Source organism: Bradyrhizobium sp. 191 (assembly GCF_023100985.1).
In the GTDB taxonomy this organism is placed as follows: Bacteria; Pseudomonadota; Alphaproteobacteria; order Rhizobiales; family Xanthobacteraceae; genus Bradyrhizobium; species Bradyrhizobium diversitatis.
In genome coordinates this window covers 4,710,673-4,729,314 of the sequence record NZ_CP064692.1, presented here as the reverse complement: position 1 = coordinate 4,729,314, position 18,642 = coordinate 4,710,673, and the positions used below count along the sequence as shown (strand labels likewise).

Genomic DNA, 18,642 nt, shown 5'->3' with positions numbered 1-18,642 from the left:
CAGGCCCGCCACCGTTGAAAGTCGATTCGCTCGGTCCGCTCAATGCCTCACGTGCTCGAACACCACGATCACGCCGGTCGGTTCGGGCTCATGCGCCATCAGGCGCGTCAGGTCGGAATCGCCCCAATCGGCGAGGCTGACGACCTCGCCACTCTGGCGGTCGGTCTCGGCACCAAGCGATGCCGCAGGCTCGAGGACCTTGAGGCCCATCTCGTCGACAAAGAAAGTGTGCTCGCCGAACATGCTGTTGAGCTGCGGCATCGCGGGATGTTCGTCGGGCAGCACCTGAGCGCCGAGTTGGTTGACGGTCTGCTTCACCTGTTCGGATGTGAGCTTCATGAGCTGCTCCGTTTCTGTCTGCGGTTTCATTGACCCAGGCGGGAGCATGCGTTCCCTGCCCTTGTCCGCCTGGCTCAAAGTCCCGAACAGGCGCTGCGGACAAATGTTCCTGCAAAATGTATTTCGTGATCGCGCGCCGCATCCGCCGCGCTAGCGGCACGAGTTCGCCACAGGATGCACACGATCTGTCCGCTTTAGTCGGCGGCTTCGACGATCCGGATGTCGCGGTCGACGCCGTCGCCAAGCAGAGCGTGGGCGGCCTGATAGGCCGGGCTCGCATACGCCGCCCTGGCGCGCTCCACGCTGTCGAACTCGATGAGAACGACGCGCTCCATCTGGCCGAGCTCGAAGGCCGCGGCCGGCATCCCGCGTGCGAGCACACGGCCGCCGGCCGCTTCGATCGCCGGACGCGACAGCTTGGCGTAGGCCGCCATGGCATCGGGATTCTTGATCGCTCGGTAGGTTGCAACCCAGTAGGCTTTGGCCATCGCTTCTCCTGACGTTTGGGGCGAATTGCTACTCGCCGCGGTTCTCGCCGACCGACAAAGCGCAGATGCGTGACAGATAAGTGTAGGGCAGGCCGGTCTCCTCGGCCCAGGCATTGAACTGCGCCTGCACCTTGGCGAGATCGCCCTTCGACTTGACCTCTTCGGCGATGTCGAGACCTGCATCGCGCAGGCAGACCGCCACGTCCTTGGACGTCACGAAACCGTCCCAGCCGACGAAGCGCAGCAGCATCTGGCCGGTGTTGCCCCCTAACCGGCTGCCGCGCTTGTTGAGGAGATCGAGCAGGCCGATCTCGTCGGACGACGGCCACTTTGCCAGAAACCTGCCGAAGCTGCCGTGCTGCTTCGCGATCTCCTGCACGAAGGCGGCGTTGTCGCGCACCGACATGATCTTGGCGCCGTTGCGCACGATGCGCGCGTCGCGCAGCAGGCCCTCCCAATAGTCCTCGGGCTGGAAGGTGAGCTTGGCGGGCTGGAAATGCAGGAAGGCGTCTTCAAAGCCGTCCCATTTCGAATCGATCACGCTCCAGGCGAAGCCGGCGCAGAACACCCGCCTGGTCATCTCGGCGAGGATCCGGTCATCGCCGAACTTGGCCAGCCGCTTCAAGTCCGGCTTGGCCGGCATCAGTTTCCCCAGCGCCTTGGGCCCGCCCTTGCGCTTCTCGGCCCGCGCGCGAATGGTCTTGAAGGGGGTCATGTGAACACAGGTGTTGAGGGCAGGCCACGACACCAGAATTCGGCGATCCGGTCCAGCCCCCGCATTGCCGCCCCTTGCGCTCTGCGACGGGACGCAGCATGCTGTCGTTCATAGGATTGACGCAAAGGGGCGGCCGGGCTGGTCTGCTTCTTGCTTTATGCCGTTTTTGGAATCCCCTTACATTTTGATCTCTGGCCGTCGGATTTTCCATGCGCTGCCTGGTCGTGGCCGACCTGCATTACTCGTTGCCGCAGCTCGACTGGCTGGTCAGCGCGGCGCCGCAATTCGATCTCGTGGTCTTCGCCGGCGATGCGCTCGACATCGGCTCGATCGTGGACTTCCGCGCCCAGATCGTGGTGGTGAAGAAGTACCTCGCGCTCCTTGCCGCGCGGACCCGCGTGATCCTCTGCTCCGGCAATCACGACCTGGACGAGCGCAGCACCGAAGGCGAGAAGATCGCACGCTGGATTTCGGAGGTACGCGAGCTCGGCATCGCCTGCGACGGCGACAGCCTCAGCATCGGCGACACAATGTTCACGGTGTGCCCGTGGTGGGACGGGCCCCTGGTGAAGCAGCGCATCGTCGAACAGTTGCGCGATGCCGCCACCGGCCGGCTGCGGCGCTGGATCTGGGCGCATCACGCGCCGCCGGCGGATTCACCGACGAGCTGGGGCGGCAAGCGCTTCTTCGGCGACGTCGAGCTGGTGCAATGGATCATGCAATATCAGCCGTCGATGGTGATCTCAGGCCATGTGCACCAGTCGCCGTTCATCACCGGCGGCTCGTGGTTCGACCGGCTGGGCCAGACCTGGGTCTTCAACACCGGCCTGCAACCGGGCCGGCCGCCGACCTGCATCGTGCTCGACCTCGACGCGGACAGGGCATTCTGGCTCGCGGCCGGCGAAGCCCAGTGGATCGACCTGAATGCGCCGCTGAAGCGCCCCGCCGCCCCCATCGAGGCGCCGCCCGACTGGCTCACATTCTTGGATCGGATTTCCGATCCGAGCCTGGCGAGACCTCATGCGGCGGCAGGTTGATCATGCTCTGGAGCACCTCGCCGACCATGGCCAGATGCGTGCCGTGGCCGGCATATTGCCGCTTGAGATCGGCGAGATAGGTGTTGGCGACATTGAGCCGCTGCGCCAGCATCTTTGCGATCAGCAGGGCCACACCCGGCTCCTTCTCGAGGAACGAGGCGGCGTCCTCGAACTCATAGACGATCGCGTCGGAGCAGGCCCGCACGGTGGCGGTGTGCGGCTGGCCCAGCAGCACGGACATCTCGCCGAGCACGGCGCCGGGTTCGGTGACGGTGGCGACCACCATCTCGCCCTTGAGCACCTCGAGCTTGCCTTGCATCAGCACGTAGAGGTGGCCGCTGGTGCCACCCTCGTTGACAATCAGCGTGCCGGCGGCGACCTGCCGCTCCGTTCCGCCGGTGCAATAATCCAGGACTGCGCGCATCGCAGAAGCTCCCGTCGCTGCGGACCCCATCGCCCCAGACCAGAGCATGATCCGTGCCACACGACAAATCAACGCGTCTATGACGGGCGCGACAGCACTTGGCGAGGGGGACCGCGCCAGTCTCCAGGGCCGGTATCCCCAAAACCCGCCTCCGTCGCCAGGCCGCGCATGTCCGAGGCCGCGCAACGGCCGCATGGTCGGCGCTGCCCAACCTGGCGGCTGAAAACGAACAGCGCGTTTTCGCGTGCCGTGCGTCACACTCGGGAGAGCGAGGGCACCTCCTCCGGCACGATCGCCCGAAGCCCGCCGAAGCGGCGCTCGCGGCCGTGGAAGGCGGCGAGCGCCGCGGTGAGATCGCTCGCATCGAATTCGGGCCACATCCGCTCGGTGAAATGCAGCTCGGCATAAGCGCCCTCCCAGAGCAGGAAGTCCGACAGCCGCTTCTCGCCCGAGGTGCGGATGATGAGATCGACGTCGCGAAGGCCAGCCTCGCCGGTAACGAGCTGCGAGAACGCTTCGCGTGTGAGGCTGGTGAGCGCGGCCGCTTTGGCCGCCGCGTTGAGGATCGCATCGCGAGCTGAGTAATCCACCGCGATGCGCAGATGCAGCGCGCTTCCTCGGGCGGTCGCCTCCTCGGCGCGCGTGATCGCGGTGGCGATGCCGTCAGGCAGCCGGTCGCGGCGGCCGATCACGGTGAGACGCACACCGTTCCTGACCAGGCTCTGCACCTCGTTGGCGAGATAGAAGCGCAGCAAGGTCATCAGCGCCGCGACCTCGGCCCTCGGCCTCCGCCAATTGTCGGCCGAGAAGGCGTAAAGCGTCAACGTGCCGATGCCCTGCTTGGGCGCGGCCTCGACGATTCGGCGGATGGTCTCGACGCCGGCCTCGTGGCCACGCACGCGGGACAGGCCGCGCCGCGTCGCCCATCTGCCGTTGCCGTCCATGATGATGCCGACATGGAGCTTCTCGTTGCGCGAGGTGGATTCGCTTTGCATTGCAAAGTCTCCGGTCAATAAAAGGGGGAGAATCAGGTCGAGGCGATACCGAGGCGGCCGAGCAGCGACGCCTCGCGGCCGGCGGCTTTCGCCGCGTCGCGCACCAGCCGCTCGAGCACGGCGAGATAGTCGAGGAAACGGCGGCGGCCGGCCTTGGTCAGGCGACAGGTCGTGTGCGGGCGGTTGCCCTCGTAGCCCTTGGTCATCTCGACGAGGCCCGCCTCCTGGAGCACGGCAAGGTGCCGGCTGAGATTGCCGTCGGTGAGGCCGCAGAGCTGCTTGAGATCACCGAATGCCAGCCCCTTGGGATGCGCCATCAGCGAGGTCAGAAGCCCGAGCCTCGCCTTCTCGTGGATCACGCGGTCGAGTCCTTCATAGGAGAAGGGCGCGCTGTCAATCTTCGACATCGTTGTCTCCGGACGCGAAATGCAGAATGGCCGCCATCACCGATTGCCCGATTACGAAAGGCAGTCCCATGGTCCATGGCGACAGCGTGTGGGTTCGGCTCGCCAGCACCACCACTGCGAAGCCGGACACGAAATACCACGCGCCGGCGAACGCGACGGTGCGCGGCAGTGAGCGGACCGAGGCAAAGATGCCGAGCGACACCAGGATCTGCCACAGGCCCGGCAGCAGCCACAGCGTCTCGCTCGCGAACTTCCACATCACCACCGCGAGCAGCACGCCGGCAACGCCTGCCGGCAGGAACTGCTCGACGGCCTGGTGGATCATGGCATCCGCCAGGCCCGAATGGTGACGGCGCGAACGCGCCCGCATCTCGATGCCGATCATCAGCCCCGAGAGCACGGCGGCACTGAGCCAGCCGATGAAGAATCCGAGCGGCTCGCCGGTGGGGTCATCCAGCAGCCAGAACTGCAGAACCGCGGTGATGAGCGCGACAGCGCCGGTCGCCACCATCGTCGCCGGGCCGTAGCCGCGGAAGGCTGTACCCGCCGCGATCTGGCTGCGGATCGTCACGATGTCGGCCAGCGCCTTGTCGAGATCGCGCATCGGCAACGCCAAATCCTCGTTCCACCCGGGTGTTTCGGGGCGTGATGTCCCGTTACTTTGTATTGCAAAGTATATGGCACCGCAAAGCAAAGGCAAGCCCGAATGTCGCGACGGCCCGACCGGACGCGAGCGGACAACTGGCGGTTGCGCGCTACATATCCTGACGGATAAGATGGATCCGGAAGCGTTCCAGGGGGCTGGTATGTGGCGGAAGTCGTTTGTCGTTGCGTTTGTTCTCGAGGTGATGCTGGCCGGGTTCGTTCATGCGGCGGGGCCTTTCGGCACAATCCACGTCGGCAACTGGAACGGTGGCGCTTTCACCCATGACTCGACCGGCGCGTTCTCTCACTGCGCTGCAAGCATGCCCTACGCCAATGGCATGACCTTGCTTGTCGGCCAGGATTCGAACAACGCGTGGCTGCTCGGTTTTGCCAATCCAGCGTTTCGTTTCAAGAAGGGCGAGAACCTGACGATCGACCTGACCTTCGACGGTCAGGCCGAGGTGAGGCTGTTTGCGACCGCCTTTTCCGAGGTCATGGTCTCAGCCGTTCTGCCGACAAACGTCGCGCGCGCTTTCCAGACGGCGAGCCTGATGGTGGCGGTGGCGAGAGGCACGCCCTTCCAGTTCAGCCTGACCTCGACTGCCCCTCTGATTGCCGCCGTCAGCAATTGTGTGATCCGGGTCAAGGCCGACGGGCTGGACAAGGTCGGCGATTTCACCAAGATGGCTGCCAAGCTGCAGGCCGCGCCGGACAAGCAGGCGGCATCGCCCGCCGCCGGCAAACCCGCCAGGGCCAAGAGCGGCACCGGCTTCGTGGTCAGTACGAGCGGACACATCGTCACCAACCACCATGTGATCGACGGCTGCGTCGGCGACATCAAGGGCAATCTCACCGGCGAGGCAGCAATGGTGCTGCGTGTCGTGTCGAGCGACACCAACAACGATCTCGCCCTGTTGCAGGCGCCATCGACGACGACATTCAAGGACTTTGCCCGGATCCGCGACCGCTCGATTCGCTCCGGCGACTCCGTGGTCGCGATCGGCTTTCCCTATCACGGCATCCTGACCTCGGACTTCAGCGTGACCACCGGCATCGTGAGCTCGCTCAGCGGCATGCGCAACGACTCGCGCTTCCTGCAGATCAGTGCCCCCGTGCAGCCCGGCAACAGCGGCGGGCCGCTGTTCGATAGCACAGGTCAGGTCGTGGGCGTGGTCACCGCAAAGATCCCGGCATTGCGTATCGCGGTGGCGACCGGCAACATCCCTGAAAACATCAACTTCGCCATCAAGACCGGCGTGCTGCGCGACTTCCTCGACAATTCCATGGTGCCCTATCAGACCGCCGAGCCAAAGAGCGAGCTCAAGACCACCGACATCGCCACCGACGCCCGACCTTATACGATGCTGATCTCGTGCAGCGCGACGGAGCAGGCGGACGCGAAGCGGTAGCTATCGGGGCAGGGCACACCCTGCACATCACCCTCGGCTGTCATTCCCCGCCACCGGGTCTCGCCTTCGGCGAGCCCGATGACAGGCTCCGGCGGGGAATCCAGTACGCCGCGGCCTCTCGATTCATCACAGCCGTCTCGGAGTACTGGATCGCTCGCGCAGCCGGGCGATGACACCGTTGTTGCCGATCCAGCGTACAACTTCACCCATGACAGCACGCCCCCTTCGCCGCCTGCGGCTCGTACTGGTCGCGCAGGCGCACCCAGTCCATCGGATAGGGCAGGCCTTCCTCGTGACGGCCGAGCGGGGTGAGATCGAGATATTGATAAGCAGCGTTCATCATGTCGAGGCCGCGGGCGAAGCAGGAATAGGTGTGGAAGATCGCGCCGGCCTCGTCGCGGAAGAACACGCTGATGCCGGGCAGTTCGGGGCCGTAGAGCGGCGTGGTCCCGAAATTGTACATCGGCTTGCCGGTCGCGACTTCCTCCGGCGAGAACGTCACGCCGTAATCGCGGTTGAAGTCGTTGCGGCCTGAGGAGATCCAGTCGAAGGTCCAGCCCATCCGCTTCTTGAAGGCTTCGAGCTTTGCGCTTGGCGCCAGCGAGACCGCAACCATGGCGGTGTCGCGCGCGACCAGGTGCGGCACCATGCGCTCGAACCCATCGGCCCAGAACGAGCAACTTTTGCAAGCCGCGTCCCAATCGGGTGCGAACATCACGTGCTGCACGATGAGCTGCGGCCGGCCCCTGAACAGGTCGCCCAAGGACACAATACCGTTCGGCCCTTCAAATTCGTACGCCTTGTCGACCTTGACCCAGGGGAGCCGGCGGCGCTCGTCGGCAAGCCGTTCGCGGGCCTGCGTCAATTCCTTCTCGTGGGCCAGAAGAGCCTTGCGCGCGATGATCCATTGCTCGCGCGAAACGATCTGATGTTGCTGCATGGCGTTCTCCTTGGGGTCAAGCGACGAAAGCATCGAGCTTGTCGAGGAACGAGCTCCAGCCGCGCCGGTGGTTGTCGCGTGCGGTCTCGTCGAAGAACTGGGCGTGATGGAACACCATCAAGGTGCCGGCACCGTCCGGCTTCAGTGAGATCGTCACCAGCGATTCACGCTCGGGCGTCGAATGCCAGGCCCAGGTGAACACGAGCAGCTCGTTCGGCACCACCTCGCGATAGAGGCCGCCGGCTTCGAAATATTCGCCGTCGTCACGGATGAAGCTGATACGGTAGCGGCCGCCGACGCGGACGTCGAGCTCGGCCTGAAGCGTCGCCGGCTTCATGTTCGGCGGCCCGAACCATTGCGCTAGCTGGGGGCCTTGCGTCCAGGCGGCGTAGACCTTTTCGGGCGGCGCGCGGAGCCGGCGCGTGAGCGTGAGGCTTGGACGTTCTGCCGGGCGTTCGGCGGCGGCGGCGTTGGCCATTTCTCATCCTCCACGAAGGCGGCGAGGCGATCGAAATTGTGGGACCAGAACTGCGCATAGCGATTGAGCCAGTTCATCGCCTGCTCCATCGGCTGCGCGGTGAGCCGGCAGGCGACCGTGCGTCCGGTCTTCTCCCGCATGATCAGGCCGGCATCCGTGAGCACGTCGAGATGCTTCATGATCGCCGGCAGCGAGACCGGAAACGGGGCCGCCAGCTCGCTCACCGTCAGGCCGTCCTGCTCGCCGAGGCGTGCCAGCAGCGCACGCCGTGTCGGGTCGGACAGCGCCGCAAAGGTCCGGTCCAGCGTCTCGTCCTTATACTTAACCATATGGTTTAGTATAAACGCGAGCGGAAAGGCGTCAAGCAGGAACCCGTTCGCACGGGTCCGCACGACTGCGTGATCAGGCGAGCGTAGCGCGATCAGTACGGAGTGACAGGCCGCGTGCGCCGGTGCGGCCGCGGTTGCGGGTCCTGTTGCTGGCCGTAGGCAAAGCGAGGATTGCGATCGCAGAACAGCAGGCGGCCGGAGACGCTGGCCTGGCACTGCTCATAGGTGCTGTAGGCGCATTCGCCGGGATAGTCGTACTCGCCGCCCTGCGCGCACCAGGGATAATCGCGCGCGGTGGCGGGGGTGCTGGCGGCGAAACCGACGAGAACCATGGTGGCCAGCGCCGGCAGCGCCAATTGCATCATGCGCATGATTCGAATTCCTCTCTTGGTGACGCGAGATACGGCCCCACATACCATCAGGTTTCGCTGCGCCCTTTTATTCCAGATCAACGGAATCGTGCGAGCAAGAAAAAAGCCCTGCCGAACGGCAGGGCTCCATCTCGATCATCACAAGATCGCTACTCGACCTTCAGGCCGGCGAACTCGACGACCTTCTTCCACTTCTCGGTCTCGGCCTTGATCTCTTCGCCGAACGCCTCCGGCGTCTGCACCCGCGGTTCGCCGCCGAGCTCGACCAGACGCTTGGCCATGTCGGGCTCCTTTATCAGCGCGTTGACCTCGGCGTTGAGCTTGGCGATGATCTCCTTCGGCGTGTTCTTCGGCGCACCCATCCCGAACAGCGCGCTGGCCTCGTAGTCCTTGACGGTCTCTGCGATCGCCTGCACGTCGGGCAGTTGCGGCGAGCGCTGCGCGGTGGTGACGCCGATCGCCCGCAGCGAGCCGGAGCGGATGTGCTGGATGATCGAGGGCATGTTGTCGAAGATCACCTGCACCTGGCCGCCCAGCATGTCGGTGATCGCGGGCGCAGCGCCGCGATAGGGCACGTGCTGCATCTTGCAGCCGGTCATGGCCATGAACATCTCGCCGGACAGATGCACCGAGGTGCCGTTGCCTGACGAGGCCATGTTGACCTTGCCGGGATTGGCCTTCACATATTCGATGAACTCGGCGACGTTCTTGGCCGGCACGTCCTTGTTGACGGTCATCACGTTCGGCACACGCTGGAACGAGGCGACCGGCGCCATGTCGCGCACGAAGTTGAACTTCAGGTTGGCGTAGAGCGAGGCATTGATGTAGTTGGCCGGGTTGACCAGCTGCAGCGTGTAGCCGTCGGGCTCGGCATTGATGACCGATTCGGTCGCGATATTGTTCCCGGCGCCCGGCTTGTTCTCGACCACGAATTGCTGGCCGAGCTTTTCCGAGAGCCGCTGGCCGAGCAGCCGCGCCAGGATGTCGGTGGCCCCGCCCGGCGGATAGCCGACCACCCATTTCACCGGACGGGCCGGGTAATCGGCGGCAAGGGCCTTCGACAGCGGGGTGGCTGCAAGCGGACTGGCGGCGAGCAGGCCCAGCGCGGTACGGCGAGTGATCATCTCAAGGGTTCTCCCAGTGTTGTTCTTGAAAGTCGGATAGCTTGAAGGTCGCGTCGGTTGTAACAAAGCTTGCCACAGGCGGAAAGTGCGCAGCGCGCATCACGACGAAAGGATGAGACATGCCGATCAAGGTTCACGCCCTGGATCATCTCGTGATCAATGTCAGCGATGTCGCGATGACCGCGGAGTGGTATCGCAAGATTCTCGGCATGGAAGTCAAGCTGTTCGATCCTGGCGGCGGCAAGCCGCCCCGCACTTTGCTTGAATTCGGTAACCAGAAGATCAACGTCCGGCAACGCGATGCAGATAAAGTGGAGTGGTTCACCGCCGGCCACCCGACCGCCGGCAGCGAGGATCTGTGCTTTCTCACCTCGGCCACACCGGACGAGGTGGTGGCGCATTTGCAGGCACATGGCGTCGCGATCGAAGCAGGCCCAGGCCCGAGGCAAGGCGCGCGCGGCACGCTGCGCTCGGTCTATTGCAGGGACCCGGATGGCAGCTTGATCGAGATTTCGTCGTACGAGGATTGAGGCCGCCGCCAACCCCGCCCGTCATTGCGAGCGAAGCGAAGCAATCCAGACTTCTTCCGCGGAGGGACCCTGGATTGCTTCGCCGCAAGGGCTCCTCGCAATGACGGAGGAAGGAGCGCGCGCCATGCCCTGCGATTTGCTTCCCGCGTCATCCGATGGCAGGAAGACGCAATCATCAAAAAGCAGCCGCCAGCAAGATGCAGGCTGCACGGGAGGACACATGGCTATCCAGAAGACCGCCGCCGGAATCGTGAGCCCCTTCGACGGGCTCGACGTGCCCTGGCTCTTGAGGATGCGCGCCGAGCTGCGCAGCTCCCATCCGTTCCTGATCTGGGCGCCGTTCGACGCGCCGGCACGGCACTGGAGCTATGGCGAATTTCACGAGCGCGTCGGTGCGCTCGCGGCAGGGCTGGCCAAGCGTGGCGTCAAGCCCGGCGAATATGTGCTCATTCACCTCGACAATTGCATCGAGGCGATGCTGGCCTGGTTTGCCTGTGTCGAGCTTGGCGCCATCGCGGTCACCACCAACACCCGCTCGGCGCCGGCCGAGATCGAATATTTCGCCGATCATTGCGGCGCAGTCGCCGCAATCACGCAGCCGGCCTATGCGGAAGTGGTCGCGCAGAACTGCCGCAACATTCGCTGGATGGCCGTGACGTCGCATGATTCCGGCACGGCGCCCGCGCAGGCCGTCTCGCGCGGCGACCGTTTCGAGGCGCTGTTCGCCGACAGCGCCGACCGCCCGCAGCGGGCGACCGATCCGCTGGCGCCGTGCAGCGTGCAGTACACGTCAGGCACCACGTCGCGGCCGAAAGCAGTGCTGTGGACCCATGCCAATGCGCTGTGGGGCGCCAAGATCAACGCCGCGCATGAGGATCTGCATGCGAGCGACGTGCACCAGACCTACCTGCCGCTGTTCCACACCAATGCGCTGGCCTACTCCATGCTGGCGACGCTGTGGGTCGGCGGCACCTGCGTGATCCAGCCGCGCTTCTCCGCCAGCCGGTTCTGGGGCGTCGCGCGCGAGCACGGCGCGACCTGGACCTCGACGATCCCGTTCTGCATGAAGGCGCTGCTCGAGCAGGAGATCCCGAAAGACCACAAATTCCGCCTGTGGGGCACCGCGATCAACGAGCCGCCGGCGTTTGCCGCGTTCGGGGTCAAGGTCATCGGCTGGTGGGGCATGACCGAGACCATCACCCACGGCATCGTCGGCGAGGTCGATCAGCCCAACATCCCGATGTCGATCGGCCGCGCCGCGCCGGAATACCAGATCCGCATCACCGACGACGACGGCCGGCCGACGAAAGTCGGCGGCACCGGCAATCTCGCGATCAAGGGCATTCCCGGCCTGTCGTTGTTCGCCGAATATCTGCACAACGAGAAGGCGACGCGCGAGAGTTTTGACGAGCACGGCTTCTTTCTCACCGGCGACCGCGTCGAGCGGCTTCCGAACGGCTACATCAAGTTCGGCGATCGCGCCAAGGACATGCTGAAGGTCGGCGGCGAGAACGTCGCGGCCTCCGAGATCGAGCAGGTGATCGCGCTGGTCCCGGGCGTGCGCGAGGCGGCGGTGGTGGCGAAGACGCATCCGATGCTGGACGAGGTGCCGGTCGTCTTCATCATCCCGCAGGGCGGCGTCGCGGGCGCCGCGCCCGACCTGCATGACAGGGTGATGGCCGCCTGCCGCAAGGGTCTCTCCGACTTCAAGGTGCCGCGCGAGATCAGGCTCGTCGACGACATGCCGCGCTCGACGCTGGAGAAGGTGGCAAAGGCGGAGCTCAGGAAGATGGTGGGGTGAAATTCGTAGGGTGGGTTAGCCGAAGGCGTAACCCACCAACTTCGTTCGACAAACGCGGAAGCATGGTGGGTTACGCCGGGCGCCTGCGCTTCGCGCAGCCGCGAGGCTAACCCACCCTACGGCATTTCGACTAGAACGATCCCAGCGCCACCGGCCTGAATGCCTGCAGCAATTGCTGGTCGAGCTTACCACCCATGCCTTCCATCATCGTGAACGCGCGGGAGTGGGTGAAGGGCATGCGGTAGGCGCGCTTCTCCACCAGGGCGGCGTAGATGTCGACGATCGTCGTCAGCCGCACGATGTCGCTGATCTGGTTCGACGACAGGCCGTTCGGATAGCCGGAGCCGTCGAGGAATTCGTGGTGATGCAGCACCACGTCCAGCATCTCCGGCGGGAAGCCGCCTTGTGCAGCGAGCGCTTCATAGCCGCGACGCGGATGCTGGCGCACCTCTTCCATCTCCTCGTCGGTGAGCTTGCCGGGCTTGTCGAGCAGCGCGGCGGGAACGAAGGCCTTGCCGACGTCGTGCAGCAGCGCGGCGCGGGTGAGGCGACGCTGGTCGTCCTCGCGCATGCCGAGATGCTGGGCGAAGGCGACGGCGAAGCCGGTGACGAACAGGCAATGGCGATAGCTGCCGACATGGTGGCAGCCGACCGTGGTCAGCCATTCGCGCAGCGAGGAATGCTTGATCGCCTTCAGAATCTTGCTCTCAGCCGCAATGACGTCGTCGAAGGTCAGGGGGACGCCGAGCGGCATCTTCTCGAACATCCTGACCAGCACCACGTGCGCCGCCTCGACGCCGCGGTTGAGCGTCTTGCCGCGATCGGTCGCGTCATAGGCGGCCGTGTCCGGGAAGGCGGCGCGGATGCGCTGCAGGATGGCCTCGGGCTGAAGCGGCCGCGAGATCGTGTCGGTGGCCCCCAACGCCCAGGCCTGCATGGTGCCGTGATGCAGGGCGTCCGCGAGCACGAACAGCCGCGGCATCGAGCGGTAGGCATCGCCGCGCAGCTTGTTGCGGACCCGCTGCACGCTCTCGGGCGAGCGCAGGTTGATGTCGACCACGAGACCGGAGAGATCGCGCGCGGGTTGGGCGGGGATGGCCTCCGTCGTCACTGTCGAGACGTCGCCGACCGCTTTCAGAATGCTGGCGAGCTCGCTGCTCTCGTCGCTGCGATCGGAGGCGAGCAGAAGCCGACGTTTGGCGGCGGATTTCGCTGAGGCGTTCATGACTTCCCCAAGGCACGGGACGGAATTTGGCGTCAGCCTAGGCCGGATCAGGTTCTCCGGCCCTTAAGAGGCGTGCTCAATGGAACCCTTAGGAATCGCGCGCAAATTTAGGGATTTCGGTTCCAGGGCCGGAACAGCAAAGTGGCGAAAACAACCCCATGCGCAGAAAACAACCCCATGCACAGTAGGACGGCCATTGTAAATGCTGGGCTTTTTCGAGCGCCGGAGGAAGGCTATCGAGACAACAACGAGCTCATGCGCAAGGGCGTGTCGCGCGATCGAAATCATCGCGGCTAGAATGAATGCGAAACAAGAGGGGTGGGAAACAATGCCCAAGATCGATCGGGACGGCGTCGGGATCTACTATGAGGTTCATGGCGAGGGGCCGCCGTTGCTGCTGACGCACGGCTATTCCTCGACTTCGGCGATGTGGCATGGGCAGGTCGACGCGCTCGCGAAGGATCACAAGCTGATCTTGTGGGACATGCGCGGCCACGGCCAGTCCGATTATCCCGATGATCCGAGCGCGTACAGCGAAGCGCTGACTGTCGGCGACATGGCGGCGATCCTCGATGCGGTCGGAGCGAAGCGCGCCATCATCGGCGGTCTCTCGCTCGGCGGCTACATGTCGCTCGCGTTCTATCGCACCCACCCGGAGCGGGTCCGCGCGCTGTTGATCATCGACACCGGTCCCGGGTTCAAGAAGGACGACGCGCGCGAAGCCTGGAACGCGCGGGCGCTTGCCACCGCTGACAGGCTCGACCGCGAAGGCCTCGAGATGCTGAAATCGGCGACGCGCGAGCGCGCCACCGCCAGCCATCGCAACGCCAGCGGGCTGGCGCTTGCCGCGCGCGGCATGCTGACCCAGCGCGATGCGCGCGTGATGGAGTTATTGCCCGAGATCAAGGTGCCCAGCCTGATCGTGGTCGGCGCCGACGACACGCCGTTCCTCGCCGCGTCCGACTACATGGCGGCAAAGATCCCCGGCGCACAAAAGGTCGTGATCCCCACGGCCGGACACGCCGTCAATATCGATCAGCCCAAGGCCTTTGTTGACGCGGTCGCGCCTTTCCTGAAGAACTTGCCGGCACAGGTCGATCAAGCAAGGACGTAGGCGATGAAGCTGATGATGCTGGCTGCGGGAGCGATGTTGCTGTCGATATCTGCGCAGGCGGAACCGTTCGGCACCGTGCCGCCGCGCCAGCCCTTCGTCGCGACCTTGTCGAACAACACGCCGCTCGCCTTCGGCATGGATGCGGAGCAGACCGCGCGCGCCCTCGGCCAGCCGCTGCAATATGTCCGAGGGCGTCCCGGCAACGAGATCTATCTCGCGCTGCGCAACATCGGCGGCAGCGGCCTGATCCCCTACCGTCACCGCCTGTTCCTGCAATTCCGTCACGGACGGCTGGCAGGATGGAAGGAGGACTATGGCGAGAACTGGATGTGGGAGTGATGGCGGCCCTTCATGACACAGAGAAATCGTATCTGCGCTGTCGCGCATTGAAGTCGCCACATCGTCATGGCCGGGCTTGTCCCGGCCATCTACGATCTTTCGTGCGGCGCCAAGAACGTGGATGCCCGGGCCTTCGCCTCGCCGAAGCGGCTTCGGCCGCGCAGGCGGGACAAGCCCGGGCATGACGAGATTGTGGCGCGAGTAGAATTCCCAACTAACGACCATCAAGAAGAAGGACAACCCGCGTGGGACAGGACATCAAACTGACGGCCTCCGACAATTTCCAGCTCGGCGCCTATCGCGCTGACCCCTCCGGCACCCCGAAGGGTGCGGTCGTGGTGATCCAGGAGATCTTCGGGGTCAATCACCACATCCGCTCGGTCTGCGACCGCCTCGCCAAAGAAGGCTATGTCGCGATCGCGCCGTCGATCTTCGACCGGACGTCGCCGAACTTCCAGTCGGGCTATTCACCCGACGAGATCGCGGAGGCGCGCAAGTTCGTCGCCAATCCGGATTGGGCCGCGATGCTGCGCGACACGCAAGCCGCGATCGATGCCGCGAAGAGCGTCGGCCCCGTCGGCATCATCGGCTTCTGTCTCGGCGGCAGCGTCGCCTTCGTCGCGGCGACGCGGCTGTCGGGGCTGAAGGCCGCGGTGGGCTATTACGGCGGCGCGGTCGTGCGCTTTGCCGACGAGACGCCGAAAGTGCCGACGCAGCTGCATTTCGGCGAGAAAGATGCCGGCATCCCGCTCACCGACGTCGAGACCATCAAGTCGAAACGGCCCGACGTCGAGGTCTTCATCTATCCGGGCGCCCAGCACGGCTTCCATTGCGACGAGCGCGTCAGCTACGACAAGGCCAGCGCCGACATCGCCTGGCCGCGCAGCGTGGATTTTTTCGCGAAGCATTTGAAATAGGGCGCGCGACTCTCTCCACCCGCGTCATTCCGGGATGCGCCGCGCAGCGGTGCAGGCCCGGAATCCATCGGGCGTCAGAGCCGGTCGAGGAATGGATTCCGGGCTCGCGCTACGCGCGCCCCGGAATGACGAAGGAAAGGTTCGGGCTGAAACCTAGAACCAGCGCTCGCCGACGAACACGGTATCGCCGGGGCTGAGGGGGGTGCCGAGCGGCACCACGGCGCGCATGGCGCCGCCGTTCTCGGTATGCGTGATGGTGACCAGGTCGCGCTTGGCGCGCGGCGAGAAACCGCCGGCGATGGCGACGGCGCTCTCGACCGTCATGTTCGGCACGTAAGGATATTGGCCGGGCGCGAGGACCTCGCCGAGAATGAAGAACGGACGATAGGCCTCGATCTCGACCGCCACGGACGGCTCGCGGATGTAGCCGTTGCGCAGGCGCGCGGCGATCTCGCCGGCCAGACCTGCCGTGGTGCGGCCGCGCGCCGGCACGGCGCCGATCAGCGGCATGGTGATGGAGCCGCCGGCGTCGATCGCATAGCTGTTGGTGAGGCCTTCCTGGCCGTAGACCACGACGCGAAGCTTGTCGCCGGCGTCGAGATGGTAGGAGGTGCCATTGCGCACCGCCATCGGCGCGGCGTAGCCGACCGGCATGGGTGCGGGCGTCGAGGCGAAGGAGTTGCTGAGCGCCGCGATGGCGCCGCCGCCGTTGTTGGCAACCACGACCGGCTGCGGCGCGGCGTAAGGCTGGCCATAGGCCATGGAGTCGAGATCGGGACGAGGTTGCATCACCGCAACGGAACCGGTCGTCTGCATGCAGCCGCCAAGGACGAGCGCGGCGGACGCTGCCAAGGACGCCAAGTTCGACCATCGAAACGCGCGTGCAACCGGCACCGGACCCATCCCTCGAAACGAGACAGCTCCAGTGATGCACCGCTTATGGTTAATAAAGCGTTGAACGCGGGCTCTGGTGAACGGCGCCAGGCACTACGAGCGCGGTGCGCCCCCTCGCCCGCTTGCGAGAGAGGGTTGGGGAGAGGGTGTCTCCACAAAGGGACCATTCCCAGAGGAAAGAGCCCTCGCCCGCATTGCATCTCGCGATGCAATGCGACCTCCCCCGCAAGCGGGGAGGTGCAGCGAATCCGGAGCTGGCTTACATGCTCACGCCGACGTCAATCGACACGCTGCGGGAGCCAGCTCTGTTACGCGGCCCGTGCGCGGCTCAATCCCGGGAATAGCCGATCAACGGCTTGCGCGGGCGGAACAGGATCATCAGGAGAATGCCCAGAATGCCGAGCACGGCGAAGACCGGCTGATCCAGCACGAGGCGGATCACCGAAGTCCAGAGCCAGGGCGCCTTGGCCTCGACCCAGGTGCGAAACGCCGCCTGGCTGGCCTGATTGATGTCGTTCCAGAACTGGCCGAACCGGGTGAACCTGAGGGTCTGGTCGGCCACCCAGCGGGCGCCGTCATAGACCATGAAGATGAACCCGCCGGCGAGCAGCAACAGCCCAATCAGTCGGAAAAAGCCGCGGATCATGCCTCACCTACGATGGTCGTCCGGTCGGATGACCTCCTAAAACATTGCCAGCCAATAGCCGGACGACGGCAGAAATTCAACCTCTTCAGGGCGTTACAGCTCCGTCCAGGCCGTCAAAGGCCGGATTTCCAGCTCCCGAAAGCGTTGACGGTGCCAAAGACCCTCTCTATAAGGGCGCCAATTGGCGGTGGGCGCAATCCTGCCGCCGCTGTTCTTTGAGCAGTTGCAGGCACCTTGAGCTTGAAGCCACTCTCGAGCTTGAAGACTCTTTGGAGCCTCAGAGACAGCCGCAAGGCCGTCGCTCATGTTCCAGGAACGGCCCAGCAACCGAACACCCTAAATCCGAGCGTCGATTACGCGGTCAAGCAAGCCGGCGCTACCCGACCAAGACGCGACCGGTACCCGCAAAGGACATTGAGACCATGGCCAATACCACTTCCGCCAAGAAAGCGACGCGCAAGATCGCCCGCCGCACCGCCGTCAACAAGTCGCGCCGCACCCAGATGCGCGGCGCCGTGCGCACCGTCGAGGAAGCCATCAAGACCGGCGATCGCGCCGCTGCCGTGAAGGCACTCGCGTCTGCCGAGCCCGCTCTGATGCGCGCCGCCCAGCGCAACATCATTCACAAGAACAACGCCAGCCGCAAAGTCTCGCGCCTCACCGCGCAGATCGCCAAGCTCGCCAAGTAGTCTCGCGAAGCAATCTCGCGACATCATCTGATCGGTCGATCCGGTCAGCGCGTCAAACAGCCCGGCATCGCGCCGGGCTTTTTTGTTGACTGTCATATTCAAGCAAGCGGTCAAGCAACGTTCGATCGTGGACGCACCGTCTGCGTTATCTTGCCGACGGCATGCAGCAGCGGAAGCTTCACCGCGTTGCAAAAACCCCTGCGCCGCGGGCTCGAATTGAATCGGCGGCGACGAGAGTTCTGCACACCGTAGATTCACTGGACCGCGTGTGCCGTGGAGTTACCCTGCAAAACGAGTCTCGAAAAGCGATGCACCAATAATCACTTATCAACATAGCAGCGACAAGCATTTGGAAAATTCGCTCACACGTCGGGCGCGTGACGAATTTGTTAAAAAATTTTGGCGGTGGCCGAAAATTGTCACACGCCGCGCGACATTCTCGATTCTGTGCACGGATTCAAAAACTTGCTTCGGAGCCTGTGAACAACCCGCGCGCGGCGTTAACCGAGGTCAAGTTTTTTGACGCCTCAAGTGTGAATCAATTTCGTTGCGAGTCTTTCCGCTTAGTGTATTCCTTAAGTCGTCAGCGGCGCCCACGATCTTCAGACCAGTGCGGTTTAGGAAACGGGGCGAACGTGCAAATCGGCGGCGGTGTGCACGTAGGCGACGCTTCAACAAGCGATGTCGGTTCAAAACCCATAGCAGTATGGGAATGGTAGCTGTTTGTCTGAATGTCTCCAAGCGGGATCTTCTCGCTCGCGCCCAGCGCAACAGGAGAGACATCGC

Annotated in this window: 23 protein-coding genes; 8 read left to right on the top strand and 15 right to left on the bottom strand. The window is 64.4% G+C overall.

All coding sequences use genetic code 11. The features are described from left to right. Positions 1-39 precede the first annotated feature (39 nt). The 3 genes from IVB23_RS22010 to IVB23_RS22000 all read right to left on the bottom strand — a co-directional run bounded on the left by IVB23_RS22010 (position 40) and on the right by IVB23_RS22000 (position 1,542). Positions 40-339 (bottom strand): hypothetical protein, encoded by a 300-nt coding sequence (locus IVB23_RS22010; RefSeq protein ID WP_061880256.1) that lies wholly within the window; start codon positions 337-339, stop codon positions 40-42. Between the two features lie 194 nt (positions 340-533). Then, entirely contained in the window at positions 534-827 is a 294-nt protein-coding gene (locus tag IVB23_RS22005; protein ID WP_061879863.1) for a DUF1330 domain-containing protein, read from the bottom strand. Positions 828-855: 28 nt separating this feature from the next. After that, positions 856-1,542 carry a DNA-3-methyladenine glycosylase I gene (locus tag IVB23_RS22000; RefSeq protein ID WP_247804949.1) on the bottom strand — a complete coding sequence of 229 codons (687 nt, stop codon included), beginning with the start codon at positions 1,540-1,542 and terminating at the stop codon, positions 856-858. A 209-nt stretch (positions 1,543-1,751) separates the two neighbouring features. On the opposite strand from IVB23_RS22000, the gene IVB23_RS21995 reads away from it, so the two are divergent. Beyond that, entirely contained in the window at positions 1,752-2,579 is an 828-nt protein-coding gene (locus IVB23_RS21995) for a metallophosphoesterase family protein (RefSeq protein WP_061879865.1), read from the top strand. On the opposite strand, the gene IVB23_RS21990 is transcribed toward IVB23_RS21995, so the two are convergent. From IVB23_RS21990 to IVB23_RS21975, 4 genes are all read right to left on the bottom strand, one after another. Continuing rightward, on the bottom strand, positions 2,518-3,003 hold the full coding sequence (locus tag IVB23_RS21990; protein WP_061879866.1) for a cyclic nucleotide-binding domain-containing protein: 486 nt from the start codon (positions 3,001-3,003) through the stop codon (positions 2,518-2,520). The two genes, IVB23_RS21995 and IVB23_RS21990, sit on opposite strands and share 62 nt — an antisense overlap. Positions 3,004-3,257: 254 nt before the next feature. Then, the gene (locus tag IVB23_RS21985; RefSeq protein WP_061879867.1) at positions 3,258-3,998 is read right to left on the bottom strand and encodes a di-trans,poly-cis-decaprenylcistransferase; all 741 of its coding nucleotides are present in this window, start codon (positions 3,996-3,998) and stop codon (positions 3,258-3,260) included. Positions 3,999-4,030: 32 nt separating this feature from the next. After that, the gene (locus tag IVB23_RS21980) at positions 4,031-4,405 is read right to left on the bottom strand and encodes a transcriptional regulator (RefSeq protein WP_247800005.1); all 375 of its coding nucleotides are present in this window, start codon (positions 4,403-4,405) and stop codon (positions 4,031-4,033) included. After that, positions 4,392-5,009, bottom strand: coding sequence for a hypothetical protein (locus tag IVB23_RS21975; protein ID WP_061879869.1), 618 nt, complete (start codon positions 5,007-5,009; stop codon positions 4,392-4,394). Before IVB23_RS21975 ends, IVB23_RS21980 begins: the two co-directional genes overlap by 14 nt. Before the next feature lie 202 nt (positions 5,010-5,211). On the opposite strand from IVB23_RS21975, the gene IVB23_RS21970 reads away from it, so the two are divergent. Then, entirely contained in the window at positions 5,212-6,459 is a 1,248-nt protein-coding gene (locus IVB23_RS21970) for a serine protease (protein ID WP_247804948.1), read from the top strand. A gap of 202 nt (positions 6,460-6,661) precedes the next feature. Here IVB23_RS21970 and IVB23_RS21965 read toward each other — a convergent pair whose 3' ends face one another. From IVB23_RS21965 to IVB23_RS21945, 5 genes are all read right to left on the bottom strand, one after another. After that, entirely contained in the window at positions 6,662-7,399 is a 738-nt protein-coding gene (locus IVB23_RS21965; RefSeq protein ID WP_247800003.1) for a thioredoxin family protein, read from the bottom strand. 16 nt (positions 7,400-7,415) lie between these two features. Further along, on the bottom strand, positions 7,416-7,877 hold the full coding sequence (locus tag IVB23_RS21960; protein WP_247800001.1) for an SRPBCC domain-containing protein: 462 nt from the start codon (positions 7,875-7,877) through the stop codon (positions 7,416-7,418). Then, positions 7,760-8,206 carry a metalloregulator ArsR/SmtB family transcription factor gene (locus IVB23_RS21955; protein ID WP_247799999.1) on the bottom strand — a complete coding sequence of 149 codons (447 nt, stop codon included), beginning with the start codon at positions 8,204-8,206 and terminating at the stop codon, positions 7,760-7,762. The genes IVB23_RS21960 and IVB23_RS21955 overlap by 118 nt, the downstream gene beginning before the upstream one ends. 92 nt (positions 8,207-8,298) lie before the next feature. Then, positions 8,299-8,577 (bottom strand): DUF3551 domain-containing protein, encoded by a 279-nt coding sequence (locus IVB23_RS21950; RefSeq protein WP_131870351.1) that lies wholly within the window; start codon positions 8,575-8,577, stop codon positions 8,299-8,301. Positions 8,578-8,726: 149 nt separating this feature from the next. Continuing rightward, a complete protein-coding gene (locus IVB23_RS21945) occupies positions 8,727-9,701 on the bottom strand; it encodes a tripartite tricarboxylate transporter substrate binding protein (protein WP_247799985.1) in 975 nt (324 codons plus the stop codon). A 119-nt stretch (positions 9,702-9,820) separates the two neighbouring features. Here IVB23_RS21945 and IVB23_RS21940 point away from each other — a divergent pair, with 119 nt between their 5' ends. Continuing rightward, positions 9,821-10,231, top strand: a complete 411-nt coding sequence (locus tag IVB23_RS21940; protein WP_061879875.1) for a VOC family protein — start codon at positions 9,821-9,823, stop codon at positions 10,229-10,231. Between the two features lie 220 nt (positions 10,232-10,451). Next, positions 10,452-12,032, top strand: a complete 1,581-nt coding sequence (locus tag IVB23_RS21935; protein WP_247799983.1) for an AMP-binding protein — start codon at positions 10,452-10,454, stop codon at positions 12,030-12,032. Between the two features lie 130 nt (positions 12,033-12,162). On the opposite strand, the gene IVB23_RS21930 is transcribed toward IVB23_RS21935, so the two are convergent. Further along, on the bottom strand, positions 12,163-13,257 hold the full coding sequence (locus tag IVB23_RS21930; protein ID WP_061879877.1) for an HD domain-containing phosphohydrolase: 1,095 nt from the start codon (positions 13,255-13,257) through the stop codon (positions 12,163-12,165). A 328-nt stretch (positions 13,258-13,585) separates the two neighbouring features. Here IVB23_RS21930 and IVB23_RS21925 point away from each other — a divergent pair, with 328 nt between their 5' ends. The 3 genes from IVB23_RS21925 to IVB23_RS21915 all read left to right on the top strand — a co-directional run bounded on the left by IVB23_RS21925 (position 13,586) and on the right by IVB23_RS21915 (position 15,627). Further along, on the top strand, positions 13,586-14,371 hold the full coding sequence (locus IVB23_RS21925; protein WP_247799977.1) for an alpha/beta fold hydrolase: 786 nt from the start codon (positions 13,586-13,588) through the stop codon (positions 14,369-14,371). Positions 14,372-14,374: 3 nt separating this feature from the next. Next, the gene (locus IVB23_RS21920; RefSeq protein ID WP_061879879.1) at positions 14,375-14,710 is read left to right on the top strand and encodes a hypothetical protein; all 336 of its coding nucleotides are present in this window, start codon (positions 14,375-14,377) and stop codon (positions 14,708-14,710) included. Positions 14,711-14,955: 245 nt separating this feature from the next. Further along, positions 14,956-15,627, top strand: a complete 672-nt coding sequence (locus tag IVB23_RS21915) for a dienelactone hydrolase family protein (RefSeq protein WP_247799975.1) — start codon at positions 14,956-14,958, stop codon at positions 15,625-15,627. Positions 15,628-15,780: 153 nt separating this feature from the next. Here the strand turns inward: IVB23_RS21915 and IVB23_RS21910 are convergent, their stop codons facing one another. Together IVB23_RS21910 and IVB23_RS21905 are read right to left on the bottom strand one after the other, a co-directional pair. Next, positions 15,781-16,521, bottom strand: a complete 741-nt coding sequence (locus IVB23_RS21910; protein ID WP_247799974.1) for a polysaccharide biosynthesis/export family protein — start codon at positions 16,519-16,521, stop codon at positions 15,781-15,783. A gap of 328 nt (positions 16,522-16,849) precedes the next feature. Then, on the bottom strand, positions 16,850-17,167 hold the full coding sequence (locus IVB23_RS21905; protein WP_028178126.1) for a hypothetical protein: 318 nt from the start codon (positions 17,165-17,167) through the stop codon (positions 16,850-16,852). Between the two features lie 422 nt (positions 17,168-17,589). Between IVB23_RS21905 and rpsT the strand changes: the two genes are divergently transcribed. Next, positions 17,590-17,856, top strand: a complete 267-nt coding sequence (gene rpsT / locus IVB23_RS21900) for a 30S ribosomal protein S20 (RefSeq protein ID WP_028178125.1) — start codon at positions 17,590-17,592, stop codon at positions 17,854-17,856. Positions 17,857-18,642: the final 786 nt, after the last annotated feature.

Excerpts from the sequence above, each read along its gene's own strand:
- rpsT (WP_028178125.1), top strand. The coding sequence starts at position 17,590 with ATGGCCAATACCACTTCCGCCAAGAAAGCGACGCGCAAGATCGCCCGC.
- IVB23_RS21935 (WP_247799983.1), top strand. The coding sequence starts at position 10,452 with ATGGCTATCCAGAAGACCGCCGCCGGAATCGTGAGCCCCTTCGACGGG.
- IVB23_RS21995 (WP_061879865.1), top strand. The coding sequence starts at position 1,752 with ATGCGCTGCCTGGTCGTGGCCGACCTGCATTACTCGTTGCCGCAGCTC.
- IVB23_RS22000 (WP_247804949.1), bottom strand. The coding sequence starts at position 1,542 with ATGACCCCCTTCAAGACCATTCGCGCGCGGGCCGAGAAGCGCAAGGGC.
- IVB23_RS21920 (WP_061879879.1), top strand. The coding sequence starts at position 14,375 with ATGAAGCTGATGATGCTGGCTGCGGGAGCGATGTTGCTGTCGATATCT.
- IVB23_RS22005 (WP_061879863.1), bottom strand. The coding sequence starts at position 827 with ATGGCCAAAGCCTACTGGGTTGCAACCTACCGAGCGATCAAGAATCCC.
- IVB23_RS22010 (WP_061880256.1), bottom strand. The coding sequence starts at position 339 with ATGAAGCTCACATCCGAACAGGTGAAGCAGACCGTCAACCAACTCGGC.
- IVB23_RS21990 (WP_061879866.1), bottom strand. The coding sequence starts at position 3,003 with ATGCGCGCAGTCCTGGATTATTGCACCGGCGGAACGGAGCGGCAGGTC.
- IVB23_RS21945 (WP_247799985.1), bottom strand. The coding sequence starts at position 9,701 with ATGATCACTCGCCGTACCGCGCTGGGCCTGCTCGCCGCCAGTCCGCTT.
- IVB23_RS21985 (WP_061879867.1), bottom strand. The coding sequence starts at position 3,998 with ATGCAAAGCGAATCCACCTCGCGCAACGAGAAGCTCCATGTCGGCATC.
- IVB23_RS21925 (WP_247799977.1), top strand. The coding sequence starts at position 13,586 with ATGCCCAAGATCGATCGGGACGGCGTCGGGATCTACTATGAGGTTCAT.
- IVB23_RS21975 (WP_061879869.1), bottom strand. The coding sequence starts at position 5,009 with ATGCGCGATCTCGACAAGGCGCTGGCCGACATCGTGACGATCCGCAGC.
- IVB23_RS21970 (WP_247804948.1), top strand. The coding sequence starts at position 5,212 with ATGTGGCGGAAGTCGTTTGTCGTTGCGTTTGTTCTCGAGGTGATGCTG.
- IVB23_RS21965 (WP_247800003.1), bottom strand. The coding sequence starts at position 7,399 with ATGCAGCAACATCAGATCGTTTCGCGCGAGCAATGGATCATCGCGCGC.
- IVB23_RS21955 (WP_247799999.1), bottom strand. The coding sequence starts at position 8,206 with ATGGTTAAGTATAAGGACGAGACGCTGGACCGGACCTTTGCGGCGCTG.
- IVB23_RS21940 (WP_061879875.1), top strand. The coding sequence starts at position 9,821 with ATGCCGATCAAGGTTCACGCCCTGGATCATCTCGTGATCAATGTCAGC.
- IVB23_RS21980 (WP_247800005.1), bottom strand. The coding sequence starts at position 4,405 with ATGTCGAAGATTGACAGCGCGCCCTTCTCCTATGAAGGACTCGACCGC.
- IVB23_RS21960 (WP_247800001.1), bottom strand. The coding sequence starts at position 7,877 with ATGGCCAACGCCGCCGCCGCCGAACGCCCGGCAGAACGTCCAAGCCTC.
- IVB23_RS21950 (WP_131870351.1), bottom strand. The coding sequence starts at position 8,577 with ATGCGCATGATGCAATTGGCGCTGCCGGCGCTGGCCACCATGGTTCTC.
- IVB23_RS21930 (WP_061879877.1), bottom strand. The coding sequence starts at position 13,257 with ATGAACGCCTCAGCGAAATCCGCCGCCAAACGTCGGCTTCTGCTCGCC.
- IVB23_RS21905 (WP_028178126.1), bottom strand. The coding sequence starts at position 17,167 with ATGATCCGCGGCTTTTTCCGACTGATTGGGCTGTTGCTGCTCGCCGGC.